Here is a 15,846-nt window from a genome sequence, read left to right as displayed (position 1 = left end):
GGCACTAACAGAAAATGGGGGGCCGGTGCGTAGTCGCCGACTCGTAGTCTCAGCTGCCGCCCTTGCGGCAAGCGTGGGTTTCATGCCGGGCGTGGCGCAGGCCGCCGAACCGGCGGTGCCCGGAGTTTCCGTTCCACCCGCCGAGGTGGCCGCCGACGCTTCGAACCTCGAACTCCTGATGTCGGGGGACATCACGACCGCCCGCGGGATATCCCTGACCGTCAACCTCTACAACGGCGCGCCCGTCGCCCACGAGGTCACCATCGCCTGGGGCGACGGCACGACGGACACGGCCACCACCACCGGTGGTGACATCCTGCGGAACAAGAAGCACACCTACCCCCGGCCCGGCGACTACACGATCACCGTCACCGCGACGGACAGCGTGAACAACGTCAAGGTCGTCAAGCAGCTCCCGTTCTCCACGGCGGGCTCCTTCTTCGTGCCGCACGCCCCCACCCGGCTGCTCGACACCCGGGCCGGCGTCGGCGCGAAGCAGGGCAAGGTCGGTGCGTACACACCGGTCCGGCTGAAGATCGCGGGCAACGCGAAGGTCCCGGCCGGGGCCGCCGCCGTGGTCCTCAACGTCACCGCCACCAACACCACAGCGGGCGGGCACGTCAGTGTCTACCCGTCGGACCGGACGCGGCCCGAGTCCTCGAACCTGAACTACACCGCCGGCCAGACCGTCCCGAACCAGGTGATCGTGCCGGTCGGCAAGGACGGGTACATCGAGCTGTACAACGGCGGCTGGAACTCCGTGGACCTGATCGCCGACGTGACGGGCTACTTCGACCGCACGGCGTCCAACGGCTACACCGCGCTGAACCCGGTCCGTTTCGTCGACACCCGTGAGGGCCTCGGTGCGGCGCGCGGTCAGGTCGCCGGGCAGGGCACCTTCGGCGTCCAGATCACCGGCAGGAGCGGCATCCCGGCCGGGGCGACCGCCGTGGCACTCAACGTGACCGTCACCAACCCGAAGCAGGCCGGCCACCTGACGGTCTTCCCGAGCGGCCAGGCGGCTCCGTCCACCTCCAGCCTGAACTTCACCGCCGGTCAGACGGTCGCCAACTCGGTCATCGTCCCCGTCGGCACCGACGGGAAGATCGACGTCCGCAACGGCGCCTGGGCCGGTACCGACGTCATCGTCGACGTCGTCGGCTACTACAGCCCCGACAGCAAGGCGGCCTTCACCAGCGCGACGCCCGGCATCCCGACGGGTGCCCCGTGGCGGATCATCGACTCCCGCCGCTGGACGGGCTGGCCGTGCCTCGCGGGCGGGTACCTCCCGCTGAACATGGGCCACGGCAACCGGAACGGTCTGCCGATCGAGGCCTACGCCCTGAACGTCACCGTCACCAGCACGACGGGAGCGGGCCACCTCTCGGTCGCCCCCGACCCGAACTCGATGGACGCGTACCGCAACGGGCACGCGGTCACGCCGCCGCGGCCCACCTCCTCCACGCTGAACTGGACGGCGGGCAAGGACGCTTCCAACCTGGTCCAGGCGAAGCCGGGCCCCCACGGGGTCGTCGACCTCTGGAACCAGAGCAGTCGTGAGGTCCACTACGTCGTCGACTGGTTCGGCGAGTACGACGCCTACTGATCCGGAGGCCGAAGGCTGAAGGCCATAGGCCATAGGCAGGCAGGCGAAGGGGGCGGCGGGCGCTGAATGAGCGCCCGCCGCCCCCTTCGTGCGTGTCCGGGGACGAGACAGCGGTAGACAGGGGTCCGGCTAGGGCGAGGACTGCATCGCCGCCAGGCCCTTCGCCAGGTCCTCGGCGTTCATCACGGGAGCGACCTCGAGCTCCGCGTTGAACTGCAGGAACAGGTCCTCCATCAACGCCGGCATCCGCGAGCTGTCCTGGAGGTCGAAGACGATCCAGCAGGAGCGCACGCCCTCGTGCAGGCCGAAGTACGCCGCCTCCGGCTTCACCGTGTCCATCAGCTTCTTGACCGCCTGGGGCAAGGAACCGGTCGTGATGCCCTCGTTGGTGGCGGCCGTGTCGAAGTGCGCCCTGAGCATGACCCTCATGCATGGCTCCTTCCGTCACGCCCACCCTCCGCGCGGGCCGGGGGCGCGGCAACATTTGCGCCCCCGTCCGGGCAGGCCCCGTGCCGGGACAGGCCCCGTCCGGGCCGCCCCCGCCCCGGCCGCCCCTGTCCCGGCAGGGCGGCCCCCTAGCCCAGGATCCCGATGTCGTAGAAGAACCGGTACCGGTCCGGGTCGTCCGGGAGGAACCAGTGGAAGCCCTCCTCGAAGAAGACGGCCACCATGTTCACGGCGATGACCAGCCCCAGGAACCACAGCGCGAACATCCCCACCGTCCGCAGCGGCCCCGGCCCGGCCGCCGGAACACTGCGGTCCGCCGTCGCACGGGCGAACGCCAGGGCGATGCCGATGGCGACCACCGAGGCCTGGAAGAGGATCCACGCCCACACGTACAGGTGCAGGCCGAACACCTCGCTCCCGTACCCCTTGTCCCCCGGCAGGACGTGCAGCATCGTCTGCCGCCACGACGCGAAGGAGCCCGCGACCACCGCCACCAGGGACATGCCCCAGCCCGTCATGTAGTCGCGGCCCGTCACCGCCCCGTAGGCCAGCGCCGTGCGGATGATGTACGCCGCGCCCATCGCCGCCAGCAGCATGAACATCCGCTGCACGATGCAGAGCGGGCACGGGTACTCCCACAGCCCGAACTGGTAGAAGAGCCCGCCGCAGACGACGGCCGTCCAGCCGATCGCGAAGAAGCAGGCGAACCAGTACTGCACCTTGCCCAGCAGTCCGCCCTGCGGCGGGGCGTCCGGCAGGAGGCTGTACATCGCGGCCACGGTCAGTAGCTCAGCGTCAGGGCGAGGCTGCTGGTGATGTGGTGCGCCATCAGCAGGATGACGGCGACCAGCATGACCCACCACGCGCCGAGCGCGACCATCCGCGACGAGTCCCGGTACAGGGCGATCAGCGTGGCGAGGAGCCCGCCGAAGATGAGGGTGTCCATGCCACGGACCGTACCGAGACGTGGACACCCCGTCGGCCAGGCGCGCCCCCGGCTACGGCGTGGCGCGCCCCCGGTTACGTCGGTTGCCGCGTCGGCCGCGGGCCCGCCCCGCCCCCGGGCCGCCGAGGCTCCGGCCGTCCAGGCCGATCCAGACCCGGACCTCGGTCCCGCCGAGCACCGAGCGCCCCAGCCGTACGTCTCCCCCGGTCGACTCCGCGACCCGGCGCACGATGTCCAGGCCCAGGCCCGTCGACCCGTCCCGGCCGCCGTCGTTGCCGCGGCGCAGGGCGGCGTCGGGGTCGTCGATGCCGGGGCCCGCGTCCGAGACGAGCACGATGACCGCGTCCCCGGCGTCGTGGACGTCCACCGCGAAGGGGGTGCCCTCGGGGGTGTGCCGGAAGACGTTGCCGAGCATGGCGTCGAGGGCGGCGGCGAGTTCGGGCCGGGCCACGGGGATCCGTACCGTACGGTCCACGCCCGCCAGCCGCACCTCGCGGCCCTCGTCCTCGGCGAGCGCCGACCAGAAGGCCATCCGGTCGCGGATCACCTCGGAGGCGTCACACCCCGCGCCCGCCCCGACCAGACCGGTGGCCGGACGCTGCTCCCGGGCCGTCCGGATGATCGTGTCGACCTCGCGCTCCAGCTGCTCCACGGCCGCCCGGGTCTGCTCGGCGGCCGGACCGTCCCCGAGCGAGGCCGTGTTGAGCCGCAGCACCGTCAGCGGCGTCCGCAGCCGGTGCGACAGGTCGGCGGCCAGCTCCCGCTCGTTGGCGAGGAGTTCCACCACCTGGTCCGCCATCGCGTTGAACGCGACGGCCGCCGAGCGGAGTTCCTTCGGTCCGTCCTCCGGGACCCGCGCCCCGAGCCGGCCCTCGCCCAGCTGGTGCGCGGCGTCCGCGAGCCGCTCGGCCGGCCGGACCAGCCGGGCACCGAGGCGGTCGGCGACCCCCACCGATCCCACGATCAGCGCCAGCCCGACGCCCGCGAGCACCAGCCAGGCGGTCGCGACGCCGTTGCTGACCTCGCTCTCCGGTACGAAGATCTCCACCACGGCGATGTCTCCGGACCCGAGCGCGGTCGGCTGGAGCAGCGCCGAGCCCCCGCCCGCCACCGAGGCCGTCGTGGCCCGCCCGATTCGCCGGGTCTCCGCGACGGCGTGCGCGCCCGCCCAGCCCTCGCCGATGTCCACCGGGGCGTCGGACCCGATCGCCGGCACGTGGACGGCCATCCGCCGGACGGCGCCCATCTGCGTGGACTCCACCGCCTTGCGCAGCTGCACCGGGTCGGTGGTGATGGAGAGCGTCGGCCCGATGGTGGCGGCCTGCCGCTCGGCGTTGGAGAAGGCCCGGTCGCTGGCCATCTCCTGGACGACGAGCCCGAGGGGTACGGCGAAGGCCACGACCACCATGGCCGTGACCGCGAGGCACACCTTGACCAGGGCCCATCTCATCGCGGCATCACTGCGGCGGCTCCAGCTTCACACCGACCCCCCGCAGCGTGTGCAGGTACCGCGGCCGGGCGGCCGTCTCGCCGAGCTTGCGGCGCAGCCAGGACAGGTGGACGTCGATGGTCTGGTCGTCCCCGTACGACTGCTGCCAGACCTCGGCGAGCAGTTCGCGCCGGGCCACGACCACTCCGGGCCGCCCGGCGAGGAAGGCCAGCAGGTCGAACTCGCGCCGGGTGAGGTCCAGTACGGCCCCGTCGAGCTCAGCCTGGCGGCGCAGCGGGTCGATGGCGAGCCCGCCGACGCGCAGCACGCGCGAGGGGGGTTCGGCCCCGGCTGCGGCGCGGGCGCGGCGCAGGACGGCGGCCATCCGGGCGGAGAGGTGTTCCACGGAGAAGGGTTTGGTCAGGTAGTCGTCGGCGCCGTCGTTGAGCAGCCGGACGATCTCCGCCTCGTCGTCGCGCGCGGTCGCGATGATCACGGGTACGTCGGTGATGCCGCGCAGCATCTTCAGCGCCTCCGACCCGTCCAGGTCGGGCAGTCCGAGGTCGAGGATGACCACGTCGAAGCGGTGGTGCGCGACCTCGCGCAGGGCCTCCAGGGCCGTGCCGACGCTCCGCACGGTGTGCGAGGCCTCGGTCAGGTGCCGGATGAGGGCGGAACGTACGAACTGGTCGTCCTCGACCACGAGCACACTTGCCATGGCCCGCACGGTAGTCCATTCGAGGGACCCGGCGGGGTGTCGGGCCACTCTAGGGGCGGGTGGTGCAGTATGTGCCCTGATGCAACGAGGACTTCTTCATGCCGTGGCATGGATGCTGGCGACCGGGGCGGCGGTGACGCTGTCCTGGTGGGGCGTGCACTCCGTCATGTCGGGCACCGCCTACGATCCGCCGCTCGCGGTGCCGCTGGCCACCCGGCCGCTGTCCTCCTCGACGCAGCACACGCAGCCGCCGGACTCCCCGTCGCCGTCGCAGTCCCCGTCCTCCTCGCCCTCCGCGCCGGCCACCCCGGCCGCGACGCCGACGGCCGGGGCCTCCCCCGGCAAGGCGTCCCAGTCTCCTGCGGCCGGCTCGCGCGGCGAGCAGCAGGCGGAGGACCAGGATCCCGGCAACGTGCAGGCCTATCCCGTCTCCGGCGGCCGGGTCGTCTTCTCCCTCGGCGCGTCGAGCGCCGAGCTGGTCTCGGCGACCCCTGCGGCCGGCTGGCGGATGCAGGTGTGGAAGCAGGACTACTGGATCCGGGTCACCTTCACCCGGGACGGCCGCGAGGTGTCGGTGTTCTGCACCTGGCACGACCACGCGCCGCGGGTCGAGATCGTCGATCCCTGAACGCTCAGGCCGCGACCTTGCCGACCAGGACGAACTCGTTGTACGGGAAGACCTTGCCCATCGGGCGGGGCAGCGGGAAGGAGTAGGTCCGCCCGACCGCGATCCCGGCCCTGGCGGCGTGGCTGCGCAGCTCCTCGAAGCCGACCCAGCGGATGTGGGTGTCGTCGGAGCGGTAGCCGACCTCCTGCGGGGTGATCATGACGACCGAACCGCGCGGCTTGACCAGCGGAAGGTACTGCTCCAGCAGCGACGCCGCGGTCTCCTCGTCGACGTGCTCCAGCACGTGCGCGAGCAGCAGGCTGTCGAAGGATCCGGGGCCGCAGCCGGGGGCGGCGGCCAGCCCGTCGGGGGTGTAGGCGTTCAGGCCGCGCTCACGGCAGGTCCCCACCGAGTGCGGGTTGTGGTCGACCCCGACGCTGCCGGGACCGCAGTTGAGGAGGTTGCGCCCGAGCCCGCACCCGATGTCGAGGACCCGGCCCAGGTGCAGCCGCCGCAGGTTCCACCGGTACGGCGCCTGGGTGGGCAGCAGGCGCTTGATTCCGGCCTGCTCCAGGCGGGCCAGCCTCCGGGTGTAGTCGGAGGTGGCGGTGCTGGGGGTCATCGGCGTGCCCGGGGTCGGGGCACCAGAGGCTGCGGGGAAATCAGACATGGTTGTGCCGTCTCCTGAACGCGTCGTAGAAGGGCAAAAGCCCTCCTAGGGGTTCACAGGCTACGCAGGGCAGGCCACCCGCCGGGAGTACTCTGCCGATCTTTACAAGCAAGGCCGCGTCCGCTATCCGGAACCGGGTCCGCGACCTGCTTCAGCGCCCCTGGGGGCGACTGCGGGTTACCGGAAGACCGAAAGCGGAGGCTGCGGCGAGGCCACCGCGGAGGCGTCGGCGACCGGGGCCGCGCCGCCCGCGAAGTCCGCCAGCGCCCGGCCGTGCTCGACGCGTCCCGGGTGCGGATCGCTCGCGACCCGGCGGGTGAATTCCGCGACGGGCAGCTCGCGGTCGGCCGCCACCAGGACGGCGTTGCCGAACCGTTTCCCCCGCCACACCACCGGATCGGCGGCCAGCGCCAGCTCCGTGAACCGGGACGCGGCCGTCGCGATCTGGCCACGCAGGTGGGTCAGCGGCGGACCGTCCGCGAGGTTGGCGACGTACCACCCGGTGGGCGCCAGGACCCGGCGTACGTCGTCCAGGAACTCGGTGCTCGTCAGGTGCGCCGGGGTGCGCGCGCCGCTGAACACGTCCGCGATCACCAGGTCCGCCCAGCCGTCCGGCAGCTTGGCCAGGCCCGCCCGCGCGTCCACCGCGCGGACCCGGACCCGCGCCTGCGGATCCAGCGGCAGGTGTTCCCGTACGAAGGCGACCAGGGCGGCGTCGATCTCGACGACCTGCTGGGTGGAGCGGGGGCGGGAGGCGGCGGTGTAGCGGGCGAGGGTGAAGGCGCCGCCGCCCAGGTGCACGACGTTCAGGGGCTGCCGGGCGGGCGCGACGAGGTCGATCAGGTGGCCGATCCGCCGCTGGTACGCGAAGTCCAGGTACGCGGGATCGTCCAGGTCCACGTGCGACTGCGGGGCGCCGTCGATCAGCAGGGTCCAGGCGCCGGAGCGCTCACGGTCCGGCTCCAGCTCCGCCCGGCCGCCGTCCACCTGCCCGACGACCGCCTCGGCGCTGCCGCTGCCGCGTCCGCGCTGCCTGCCCTTGTTCCTGTCCTTGCCTGCCACCACCCCATTGTGCCGGGCGGCGGCCCGCAGGGGTCAGCGGCAGTTGTCCGCGGCCTCGATCAGCCGGGCCGCCTCGCCGAGGGCCGCGCGCAGCACCTCGGGGTCGGTGACCGGCCCGACGGCCTCCGGCGGGAGCAGCCAGCCGGTGGCGCCCGCGGTGGGGGAGGCGGTGTCGCCGAAGCGCATCCCGCGCCCGTTGGTCTGCGTACACGCACTGCCCGGGAGGTCCCAGGCGTCGGCGGTGCCGGACGGGACGAGGAAGCCGAGGGTGTCGCCGGATCCGTCGTGCAGGACGGGTCCGACCCCGCCGGCCTGGCTGGCGGCGCGGCGGATGATGTCCACCGCCTCCAGCCCCTGCCGGGTGGGCACGGTCACCAGATCCAGTTCCGGGGCCGCGCCGGGCTCGGGCGCGGTGTTCGTTCCAGTGCTCTCCATGCCGGCCTCCACCAAGGGAACCCCTCCTCGATCCGTATCCGCATGGGTTCAACGCACGGGAACGTCAACGGGTGCGGCGGCAAGACGCTGCAAAGGATGGCAGTTCATGGCGGATCGCGGGTGAGATATCCGTTTTGTAGGCAAACATCGCATGAACACCTTGGCGCTGGCGGTACGTTCATGCGCGCCGGGCTCCACCCTCACACGTCACAGCACCGGCGCTGCGTTCCTTGCCAGAGAGGTCACGTCCATGGCGGCGTTCCCCCACTCACCCAACTCCACGTTCCGGCGGCTGCGCGGGCAGCACTCCCCGGCCGAGTTCGCGGCCCTGGTGCGCCGGGCGGCGAAGGAAATCGGAGAAACGGTTTCCTGCGACGCGCGCTACATCGGCCGGGTCGAGTCCGGCGAGATCCGCTGCCCCAACTACGCCTACGAGCGGGTCTTCCTCCACATGTTCCCCGGCCGTGCCCTGGCCGACCTCGGCTTCTCCCCGCGCGCGAGCGTCCGCGGCCGGTCGGCGCAGCGCGCCCCCTTCTCCGTCCCCGTCCACCGATCCCCATCCAGTTCCAAGGAGAGCGACGTGCTGCGTCGCGCGTTCATGGCGGGCGGCTCCGCGACCGTGGCGGCCGCGACGCTCAGCCTCACCCTGCTCGGCGACACCCGCCGCCTCCCCTCCCGCGCCGGTGAGTCCGAGGCGGCGGCCGTCGAGGACGCCGTACGCCAGATCCGGCTGCTGGACGACCGGCACGGGGCCGACTCCCTGTACCGCAAGGCCGCCGAACCGCTGCGCACCGCCTATGCGCTGCTCGACGCGGGCGCCACCCGGCAGTCCACCGAGGACCGGCTGCACGCGGGCGCCGGCGAACTGGCCGTCTCGGTCGGCTGGCTGGCCCACGACTCCGGGCGCTTCGACGACGCCCGCTCGCACTACGCGGAGGCGCTGGCGACGGCGCGGGTCGCGCGGGACGCGGGCCTGGAGGCGCACGCCTTCAGCAACATGGCCTTCCTGGCCCGGGACTGCGGGCGCTCGCGCGAGGCGGTACGGGCGGCCCAGGCGGGCCGCCGCGCCGCGCGCTCCCTCGGTTCCCCGCGGCTGCTGTCGCTGCTCGCGCTGCGGGAGGCCGGCGGCTGGGCGGGGCTGGGCGACCGCAAGGCCTGCGAGGAGGCGCTGACGCTGGCCCACCGGGATTTCTCCCGGGGCGAGTCGGACGACGACCCCGAGTGGATGTCCTTCTTCGGCGAGGCCGAGCTGGAATCCCTGGAGGCGCGCTGCTGGGCGGCGCTCGGGGAGCACGCCCGCGCGGCCCGGCACGCGCGGCGCGCCGCGGACCTCCAGGATCCGCACTTCGCCCGGAACGTGGCCCTCTACACCGCCGAGCTGGCCGGCAACCTGGCCCGCGCGGGCGCCCCCGACGAGGCCGCGTGGGCGGGCGGCCGGGTCCTGGACCTGCTGTCCGAGGTCCAGTCCACCCGGGTCCGCGCCATGCTCTCGGAGACGGCCGGCACCCTTGTTCCGCATCAACGCTCTCCTCGGGTAGGCGCCTTCCTGACGCGGCACGCGGCAGTCTGAACCGGGGCCAGGCCGGCACCGTCTCCTCGGCTCACGCCGTGCCGGGCGCTGCCCGGACCCGCGCCTCAAACGCCGGCGGGGCTGAATGGTGCGGGTTGCCCTGCGGGCGGCTCGGCGGTGTCTGCTCGGCTCGAGCCGTGCCGGGCTCTGCCCGGACCCGCGCCTCAATCGCCGGCGGGGCTGAATTTGTCTGCGCTGAGCTTCCGGGCGCTGCCCGGACTCGCGCCTCAAACGCCGGCGGGGCTGAATGGTGCGGGTCTGTCGGCGCAGGTCGGTCCGTGGGGCCGTGCCGGGATGTCTCCTCGGCTCGCGCCTGCGGGCAGGTCCCGGCCATCGGCCTGGGTTGCGCGCTCGTCCTGCGGGGACACCCCGCCACGTCCCCACTCCCCTCCGCCCCAGCCACGCGAAGGAACTTCCCCCGCACTGCCGAAGCCGGCCGGTGGGGCGGGGACACGCAGGAGGGTCCCCGCAGGACGAGCGCGCAACCCAGGCCGCAGGGCGCAGCCACTGCCAAGTGCGCGAGCCGAGGAGATCCTCGTGCGGGGCCCCGACCCACCCCCACACACCGCCAAACCCCGCAGGGAACCGGCCCGGGCCGTAACACCGCCAAGCCCCCGCAGGGGACCCGGCCCGCGCAGGTCCGGCATATTCAGCCTCGCCGGCGTTTGAGGCGCGGGTCCGGGCAGCGCCCGGGGGCTTCGCGCAGCCGCCCCCAGAGCTTCGCGCAGCGGTTACGCGTCCAGGTGGCCCGTGTCGTTCCAGCGTTCCAGGGCGGGGGCCCCGTAGGCCCAGCCGAGGACCGAGAGGGAGGTGGGTTCCAGGCGGATGCGGGCACCGAAGGAGGCCTCGAAGCCGAGCCAGCGGGCGGCCAGGGTGCGCAGGATGTGGCCGTGGGCGAAGACCAGGACGTCGCGCTCCGCCGAGCGGGCCCACGCCACCACCTCGTCCGCCCGCGCAGCGATGTCGGCGACGGACTCGCCGCCCGGAACGCCGTCGCGCCAGATCAGCCAGCCGGGCCGGACCGCCTGGATCTCGGCCGGGGTCATGCCCTCGTAGTCGCCGTAGTCCCACTCCAGCAGCGCGTCCCACGGCTCCGCCTGCGCCCCGAACCCCGCCAGGTCGCAGCTCTCGCTCGCGCGGACCAGCGGGCTGGTGCGCACCTCCACGCCGGGCAGGCCCTTCCACGGGTCGCGGGCCAGCCGCTCGCCGAGGAGCTTCGCGCCCCGCTTGCCCTCCTCCAGCATGGGCACGTCCGTGCGTCCCGTGTGCTTGCCGAGCTGGGACCACGCGGTCTGGCCGTGGCGGGCCAGGAGGATGCGGGGGGCCATGGGGATTCTCCGGTTTCGTACGAGGTTGCGCGTTTATCCGGTCATTCCGTCGTCCGTCCATCATCCAACACGTGAACATCCGGTGATCCCCTCCGGCCCTACAGCCGGTTTCCGCGCCAAGCCCACGATTGTCAGTGGCGGATGGGACACTTCCGCGGGTGAGCTCCTACCCGCCCAGCAGCCCTGCGCAGCCGACCACCCTGCGGCAGCGGCTCGCCGGCCTGCGCGGCCCCGCCGTGCCGCCCCGTCCGCTCGACGCCCGGGCGCTGGCGGCCCTCGCCGCCAATCCCGGCTGCGGCAGACGCGCCCTGCTCGACGGCGCCGGCGTGGACAAGACCGTCCTCGCCGCGGCACTCGGCTCCCCCGCTGCCTTCGGGCAGTCGCAGTTCGCGATAGTCCGCGGGAACTCCTTCGAGGCCAAGGTCAAGGGCGACGGCGGAGCCGAGCTGCTGCGGCTGGTCCACGGCCACCTCGACCCCGCCGCCGAGCCCCCGGGGGCCGGCGCCCGCGTCCCCGACCTCACCGCCGCCGGCCCCGAGGGCCGCGCCGCCCGCACCGCGCTCGCCCTGCGCGAGGCCACCGCCGCCGGGCGGGAGACCGGGGCCTGGACCCTGCTGGACCACCCGATGCTGGCCCTGGAGGTGGCGGGCTCCCCGGCCTACCTGGAGCCGGACGCCGTCGTCGTGCATCCCGACGGCCGCTGGACCGTCGTGGAGATCAAGTCGTTCCCGATGATCGACGGGGCGGCCGACGCCGCGAAGGTGGGCGCCGCCGCCCGCCAGGCCGCCGTCTACGTCCTGGCCCTGGAGAAGACCGCCGAGAAGCTGGACGGCGCCGAGGTCGGGCACACCGTGCTGCTGGTCTGCCCCAAGGACTTCTCCAACCTGCCCACCGCCGCCCGCGTAGACGTCCGCCGCGAGCGCGCCGTGACCCGGCGCCAGCTGGACCGGCTGACCCGGGTCGAGGAGCTGGCCGCCGCCCTGCCCGAGGGGCTCAGCTTCGACCCGGCGCGGACCGCCGAGGAACTGGCCGAGGCCGTGTCCGCGGTGGACGCGGCCTACGCCCCCGAGTGCCTGGCCGCCTGCGAGCTGGCCTTCCACTGCCGGGACCGGGCCCGCGCAGCCGACGAGGTGACCGCGCTGGGCCGGTCCGTACGGGGTGAGCTGGGCGCGCTGACCACCGTCGAGGACGCGCTCGCGGCGGCCACCGGGGCCGGCTGCGCCGAGGATCCGACCGCCGCCGCGCTGCACCGCGCCGCCCGGCTGCGCGCCGAGGCGCTGGAACTGGCCGCCGCACGTCCCCCGCACCACGTCCCGGAGACCACCGAATGCCCCTGCTGAGCACCCTGGCCCGGCTGGAGGCCGTCCGCGCGGGCCGCGCGCAGCCGCTCGCGACCGTGCGCCACCGCCACCTGAGCGAGAACCCGATGGTCTTCGTGCCGCTCACCACGGCCGGTGAGACGGGGGCTCCGCTGGGCGCGCTGGTCGGGACCGACCGGCACGAGCCGCGGGTCTTCGTCATACCCCAGCCGCGCGACCGGGACCGGCGCTGGGAGTTCCTCGCGGACCTGGCGGTCCACGTGCTGGCCCACATCGACTCCTACGCGGACGACGTGGAGCCGGCCGAGCGCAGCGAGACCGACCCGGAGACCGGCAAGCGGGTCAAGGTCGAGACCGAGCTGTGCGTGGACGCGCCGCAGTTGATCGTGCCGAGCCGGGCGGGCATCGAGTACGTACGGCTGCTCGGGCGGTCGATGCGGTTCCGGCGCACCGCCGAGGAGGATCCGGACAACCCGTATCCGGCGCCCTCGCAGGTGCCGATGCTCGGGCGCTGGTTCACCCACCTCGCCGAGCGCGCGCGGGTGCCCGGCTCCTCGATGCTGCTGTCGGCGACGGACCTGCTGTCCCGGCACTGGGCGACCGGCCAGAGCAACCTGGAGGACCAGCACCTGGGCGCGCTGCTGGGCTGGATCGACCCGCCCGAGGGCCGGTCGGGGGCCGAGGCGGCCCTCCGGGCGGAGCTGGGCCGCGACAAGGACGGCCAGCTGCTGTGCCCGCCGGCCGGTCCGGCCACCGACCCGGCCTTCGACAACAGGCTGCTGGCCCCGGCGATCGCCCGCTACGACGCGGCGCGCACGGCCCTGGCGGCCCGGCCCGAGGGCGACGACACCGACGTGCGGAGGGCCGAGCGGGCCGTGCGCGAGCTGGTCGTGCCCCAGATGTCGAGCACCTGGCAGATGACGTGGGAGGCGATCGACCGGCTGCGCACCCTGCCTCCGGGCGAGCGCGCGGAGGAGCGCTGGACGCGCGACCGCTGGTCGTACACCGGCCACCGGGACCGCGTCCGGGCGGGCGAGCCGCCGCAGCCGCGCCGCGACGACGCGGTGACCGCGGCCCAGAAGCTGGCCACGCGGGAGACCGAGCAGGTGCGGCTCGACGCGCAGGAGGCGCTGGACGACCCCCTGGTGATGGCGGGCCGCCGCCTCACGGGCGAGGCCTTCGCGGGCGAGGTCACCGAGGTGGTGATGGAGTGGACGGAGTCGAAGCGGCCGAGCCCGCGCCCGCTGGTGACGGTGGCCACGGAGGACACCCCGCAGCTCTCGGACGGCGGCGGCGCGAAGGTGTTCCGCTCGCTGGACGGACGCCCGCAGAGCGCCCGGTTCGTACGCTTCGAGGAGGACGGCCAGGTGGTGCTGCGGCTCCTCGACAAGATGGGCCGCGGCCGGGATCCGGAGCCGGGCTCGGTGCCGGAGAAGGGCGACCGGGTGTGCTGGACGCTCTTCGAGCACGACGCGCGCGGCGGCCCGAAGCTCCCGGAGCCCGAGCAGACCCCGTGGACCCACGGCGGCCCGCCCGGGCACCTGACCGCCGTCCCCCTGCCCGACACCGTGACCGACGAGGACCTGCTGTGACCGCGACCGCCCCCTTCGATCCGGGCGCGGCGGCCGCCCGGGCGACCGCCGCGATCCTGCACGACACCCTGCACGGGACGGAGCGGGGCGTGGTCGTCGACTCCCCGCCCGGCGCCGGCAAGTCCACGCTCGTCGTCCGGGCGGCCCGCGAGCTGGCCGCGGCCGGGCGCCGGCTGATGGTCGTGGCGCAGACGAACGCGCAGGTCGACGACCTGGTGCTGCGCCTGGCCGACAAGGATCCGGAGCTGAAGGTCGGCCGGCTGCACAGCAGCGAGGGCGACGCGTACGACCCGGCGCTGCGGGAGCTCGCCTCGGTCACCCTGTCGGCCAAGCCGGGGGACCTCGCGGAGCTGCCGATCACCATCTCGACGGCCGCGAAGTGGGCGTTCGTCAAGGACGTCGAGCCCTGGCAGCACGCCATCGTCGACGAGGCGTACCAGATGCGCTCGGACGCGCTGCTGGCCGTGGCCGGGCTGTTCGACCGGGCGCTGTTCGTGGGCGACCCGGGCCAGTTGGACCCCTTCAGCGTGGTCGGCGCCGAGCAGTGGGCGGGCCTGTCCTACGACCCTTCCGCCTCGGCGGTGAGCACCCTGCTCGCGCACAACCCGCAGCTGCCGCAGCACCGGCTGCCGGTGTCCTGGCGGCTCCCGGCGACGGCTGCGCCGCTGGTCTCCCGCGCGTTCTACCCGTACACGCGGTTCCGCAGCGGTACGGGCCCGGGCGAGCGGCGGCTCTCGTACGGGGTCCCCTCGGACGGGTCGGGCCCGGACCGGGTGCTCGACGAGGCGGCCGAGGCGGGCTGGGGCCTGCTGGAGCTGCCCGCGCGGCACACCCCGCGCACCGACCCGGAGGCGGTCCGGGCGGTGGCCCTGGTGGTCCGCCGCGCCCTGGACCGCGGGGCGGTGACCTCCGACGAGCAGTCCCCGGCGCCGGCCGCGCTGACCGCCGACCGGATCGCGGTCGGCACCGCCCACCGCGACCAGGCGGCCGCGGTCCGCGCGGCGCTGGTCTCGCTCGGCGTCACGGGGGTCACGGTCGACACCGCGAACCGGCTCCAGGGCCGCGAGTACGACCTCACGGTGGTCCTCCACCCGCTGTCGGGCCGCCCGGACGCGACGGCCTTCCACCTGGAGACGGGCCGCCTGTGCGTCCTGGCCTCCCGGCACCGGCACGCGTGCGTGGTGGTGGCCCGGGCGGGCATAGCGGAACTCCTGGACGACCACCCGTCGACGGAACCGGTCCAGCTGGGCGTGACCGTGAAGTTCCCGGACGGCTGGGAGGCCAACCACTCGGTCCTGGCCCACCTGGCGGAACACCGCATCGCCTGGCGCCCCTGAGGCCAACCCGCCTCCCCGCCGCCTGAGGCTCCCCGGCCGGATCCCCTCGCGGCGCCGGTCCGTTTCGGCCACCCGGGGGAATCCGGTGGCGCCTGTGCGGGTTCCCGGGCGTGTGCGGCCACCATGGGGCCGACCCGTCCGGGTGGGCGGCGTACGCACCCTCCGGTCCGCCGACCCGAAGGCGCTGCCGTGAGCGAGAACCCCGCAGGGCGTGGACTCACGCCTTCCGTCGTGCCCCATGCCGGGCGCCGAGTACCTCGCCCACCTCGGCCAGGGTGCGCAGCTGCGCCGGCGTCAGGAGGTCGATCAGGTGGCGGCGTACCGACTCCACGTGGAGCGGGGCCGCATCGGTGATCGTGGCCACGCCGGTCTCGGTGAGGACCACCTCCGCGCCCCGGCCGTCGGTGGCGACCTCCTCGCGGCGGACGATGCCGCGCTGTTCCATGCGGGTGAGCTGGTGGGACAGCCGGCTGCGCGACCACTGCATCAGCTCGGCCAGCGCGCTGATCCGCATGCGGTGGCCGTCGGTGGAACCGAGCACCGACAGGACGTCGTAGTCGGCCTCGGAGAGCCCGCTGTCCTGGCTGAGGTCGCGTGCGATCCCTGCGTTGACCAGCGGGAACGTCCGCCGCCACGCGTACCAGGCGTCCTGCTCGGACTCGGTGAGCCAGCGCGGCTCGGGTACGGGGGTCATGCCTGCCACTCTAGCCAGGTCGGTGATACATCATCTACCTGGTTGACACGTCATCAACATCTCGGGTTTTATAGGTGACACATCAA

Annotated in this window: 16 protein-coding genes; 6 read left to right on the top strand and 10 right to left on the bottom strand. The window is 73.9% G+C overall.

The annotated features are described in order from the left end of the window. The first annotated feature begins 91 nt into the window (after positions 1-91). The gene (locus tag OG534_RS23465) at positions 92-1,606 is read left to right on the top strand and encodes a PKD domain-containing protein (protein WP_326590441.1); all 1,515 of its coding nucleotides are present in this window, start codon (positions 92-94) and stop codon (positions 1,604-1,606) included. A gap of 129 nt (positions 1,607-1,735) precedes the next feature. Here the strand turns inward: OG534_RS23465 and OG534_RS23460 are convergent, their stop codons facing one another. The 5 genes from OG534_RS23460 to OG534_RS23440 form a co-directional block, all read right to left on the bottom strand. Beyond that, positions 1,736-2,035, bottom strand: a complete 300-nt coding sequence (locus tag OG534_RS23460) for a hypothetical protein (RefSeq protein WP_326590440.1) — start codon at positions 2,033-2,035, stop codon at positions 1,736-1,738. A 146-nt stretch (positions 2,036-2,181) separates the two neighbouring features. Next, entirely contained in the window at positions 2,182-2,823 is a 642-nt protein-coding gene (locus tag OG534_RS23455; protein WP_326590438.1) for a disulfide bond formation protein B, read from the bottom strand. Between the two features lie 11 nt (positions 2,824-2,834). Continuing rightward, positions 2,835-2,999, bottom strand: a complete 165-nt coding sequence (locus OG534_RS23450) for a DUF5993 family protein (RefSeq protein WP_326590437.1) — start codon at positions 2,997-2,999, stop codon at positions 2,835-2,837. A gap of 52 nt (positions 3,000-3,051) precedes the next feature. Continuing rightward, positions 3,052-4,449, bottom strand: a complete 1,398-nt coding sequence (locus tag OG534_RS23445) for a sensor histidine kinase (RefSeq protein WP_326590435.1) — start codon at positions 4,447-4,449, stop codon at positions 3,052-3,054. A gap of 7 nt (positions 4,450-4,456) precedes the next feature. Further along, positions 4,457-5,146 (bottom strand): response regulator transcription factor, encoded by a 690-nt coding sequence (locus tag OG534_RS23440; protein WP_030655573.1) that lies wholly within the window; start codon positions 5,144-5,146, stop codon positions 4,457-4,459. A 79-nt stretch (positions 5,147-5,225) separates the two neighbouring features. Here OG534_RS23440 and OG534_RS23435 point away from each other — a divergent pair, with 79 nt between their 5' ends. Then, the gene (locus OG534_RS23435) at positions 5,226-5,774 is read left to right on the top strand and encodes a hypothetical protein (protein WP_326590429.1); all 549 of its coding nucleotides are present in this window, start codon (positions 5,226-5,228) and stop codon (positions 5,772-5,774) included. A 4-nt stretch (positions 5,775-5,778) separates the two neighbouring features. On the opposite strand, the gene OG534_RS23430 is transcribed toward OG534_RS23435, so the two are convergent. The 3 genes from OG534_RS23430 to OG534_RS23420 form a co-directional block, all read right to left on the bottom strand. Then, positions 5,779-6,423, bottom strand: a complete 645-nt coding sequence (locus OG534_RS23430) for a class I SAM-dependent methyltransferase (protein WP_326590427.1) — start codon at positions 6,421-6,423, stop codon at positions 5,779-5,781. 177 nt (positions 6,424-6,600) lie between these two features. After that, complete coding sequence (locus OG534_RS23425; RefSeq protein WP_326590426.1) at positions 6,601-7,485, bottom strand: spermidine synthase; 885 nt, start codon at positions 7,483-7,485, stop codon at positions 6,601-6,603. 33 nt (positions 7,486-7,518) lie between these two features. Continuing rightward, positions 7,519-7,920 carry a hypothetical protein gene (locus tag OG534_RS23420; protein WP_326590424.1) on the bottom strand — a complete coding sequence of 134 codons (402 nt, stop codon included), beginning with the start codon at positions 7,918-7,920 and terminating at the stop codon, positions 7,519-7,521. 250 nt (positions 7,921-8,170) lie between these two features. On the opposite strand from OG534_RS23420, the gene OG534_RS23415 reads away from it, so the two are divergent. Then, positions 8,171-9,490: a tetratricopeptide repeat protein gene (locus OG534_RS23415; protein WP_326590423.1), complete on the top strand. Its 1,320-nt coding sequence runs from the start codon at positions 8,171-8,173 to the stop codon at positions 9,488-9,490. Between the two features lie 731 nt (positions 9,491-10,221). On the opposite strand, the gene OG534_RS23410 is transcribed toward OG534_RS23415, so the two are convergent. Next, the gene (locus OG534_RS23410) at positions 10,222-10,818 is read right to left on the bottom strand and encodes a histidine phosphatase family protein (RefSeq protein WP_326590422.1); all 597 of its coding nucleotides are present in this window, start codon (positions 10,816-10,818) and stop codon (positions 10,222-10,224) included. 158 nt (positions 10,819-10,976) lie between these two features. Here OG534_RS23410 and OG534_RS23405 point away from each other — a divergent pair, with 158 nt between their 5' ends. Genes OG534_RS23405 through OG534_RS23395 form a run of 3 tightly spaced genes read left to right on the top strand, consistent with a single transcriptional unit; the run spans position 10,977 to position 15,066 of the window. Next, positions 10,977-12,158, top strand: a complete 1,182-nt coding sequence (locus OG534_RS23405; RefSeq protein ID WP_326590421.1) for a hypothetical protein — start codon at positions 10,977-10,979, stop codon at positions 12,156-12,158. Continuing rightward, entirely contained in the window at positions 12,146-13,729 is a 1,584-nt protein-coding gene (locus tag OG534_RS23400; RefSeq protein WP_326590420.1) for a hypothetical protein, read from the top strand. Before OG534_RS23405 ends, OG534_RS23400 begins: the two co-directional genes overlap by 13 nt. Continuing rightward, positions 13,726-15,066 carry an AAA domain-containing protein gene (locus OG534_RS23395; RefSeq protein WP_326590419.1) on the top strand — a complete coding sequence of 447 codons (1,341 nt, stop codon included), beginning with the start codon at positions 13,726-13,728 and terminating at the stop codon, positions 15,064-15,066. The genes OG534_RS23400 and OG534_RS23395 overlap by 4 nt, the downstream gene beginning before the upstream one ends. A gap of 217 nt (positions 15,067-15,283) precedes the next feature. On the opposite strand, the gene OG534_RS23390 is transcribed toward OG534_RS23395, so the two are convergent. Beyond that, the gene (locus OG534_RS23390) at positions 15,284-15,760 is read right to left on the bottom strand and encodes a MarR family winged helix-turn-helix transcriptional regulator (protein WP_326590418.1); all 477 of its coding nucleotides are present in this window, start codon (positions 15,758-15,760) and stop codon (positions 15,284-15,286) included. Between the last annotated feature and the right edge of the window lie 86 nt (positions 15,761-15,846).

This window comes from Streptomyces sp. NBC_01294 (assembly GCF_035917235.1).
Lineage (GTDB): Bacteria > Actinomycetota > Actinomycetes > Streptomycetales > Streptomycetaceae > Streptomyces > Streptomyces caledonius.
This window is presented reverse-complemented; position numbering and strand designations above follow the sequence as displayed.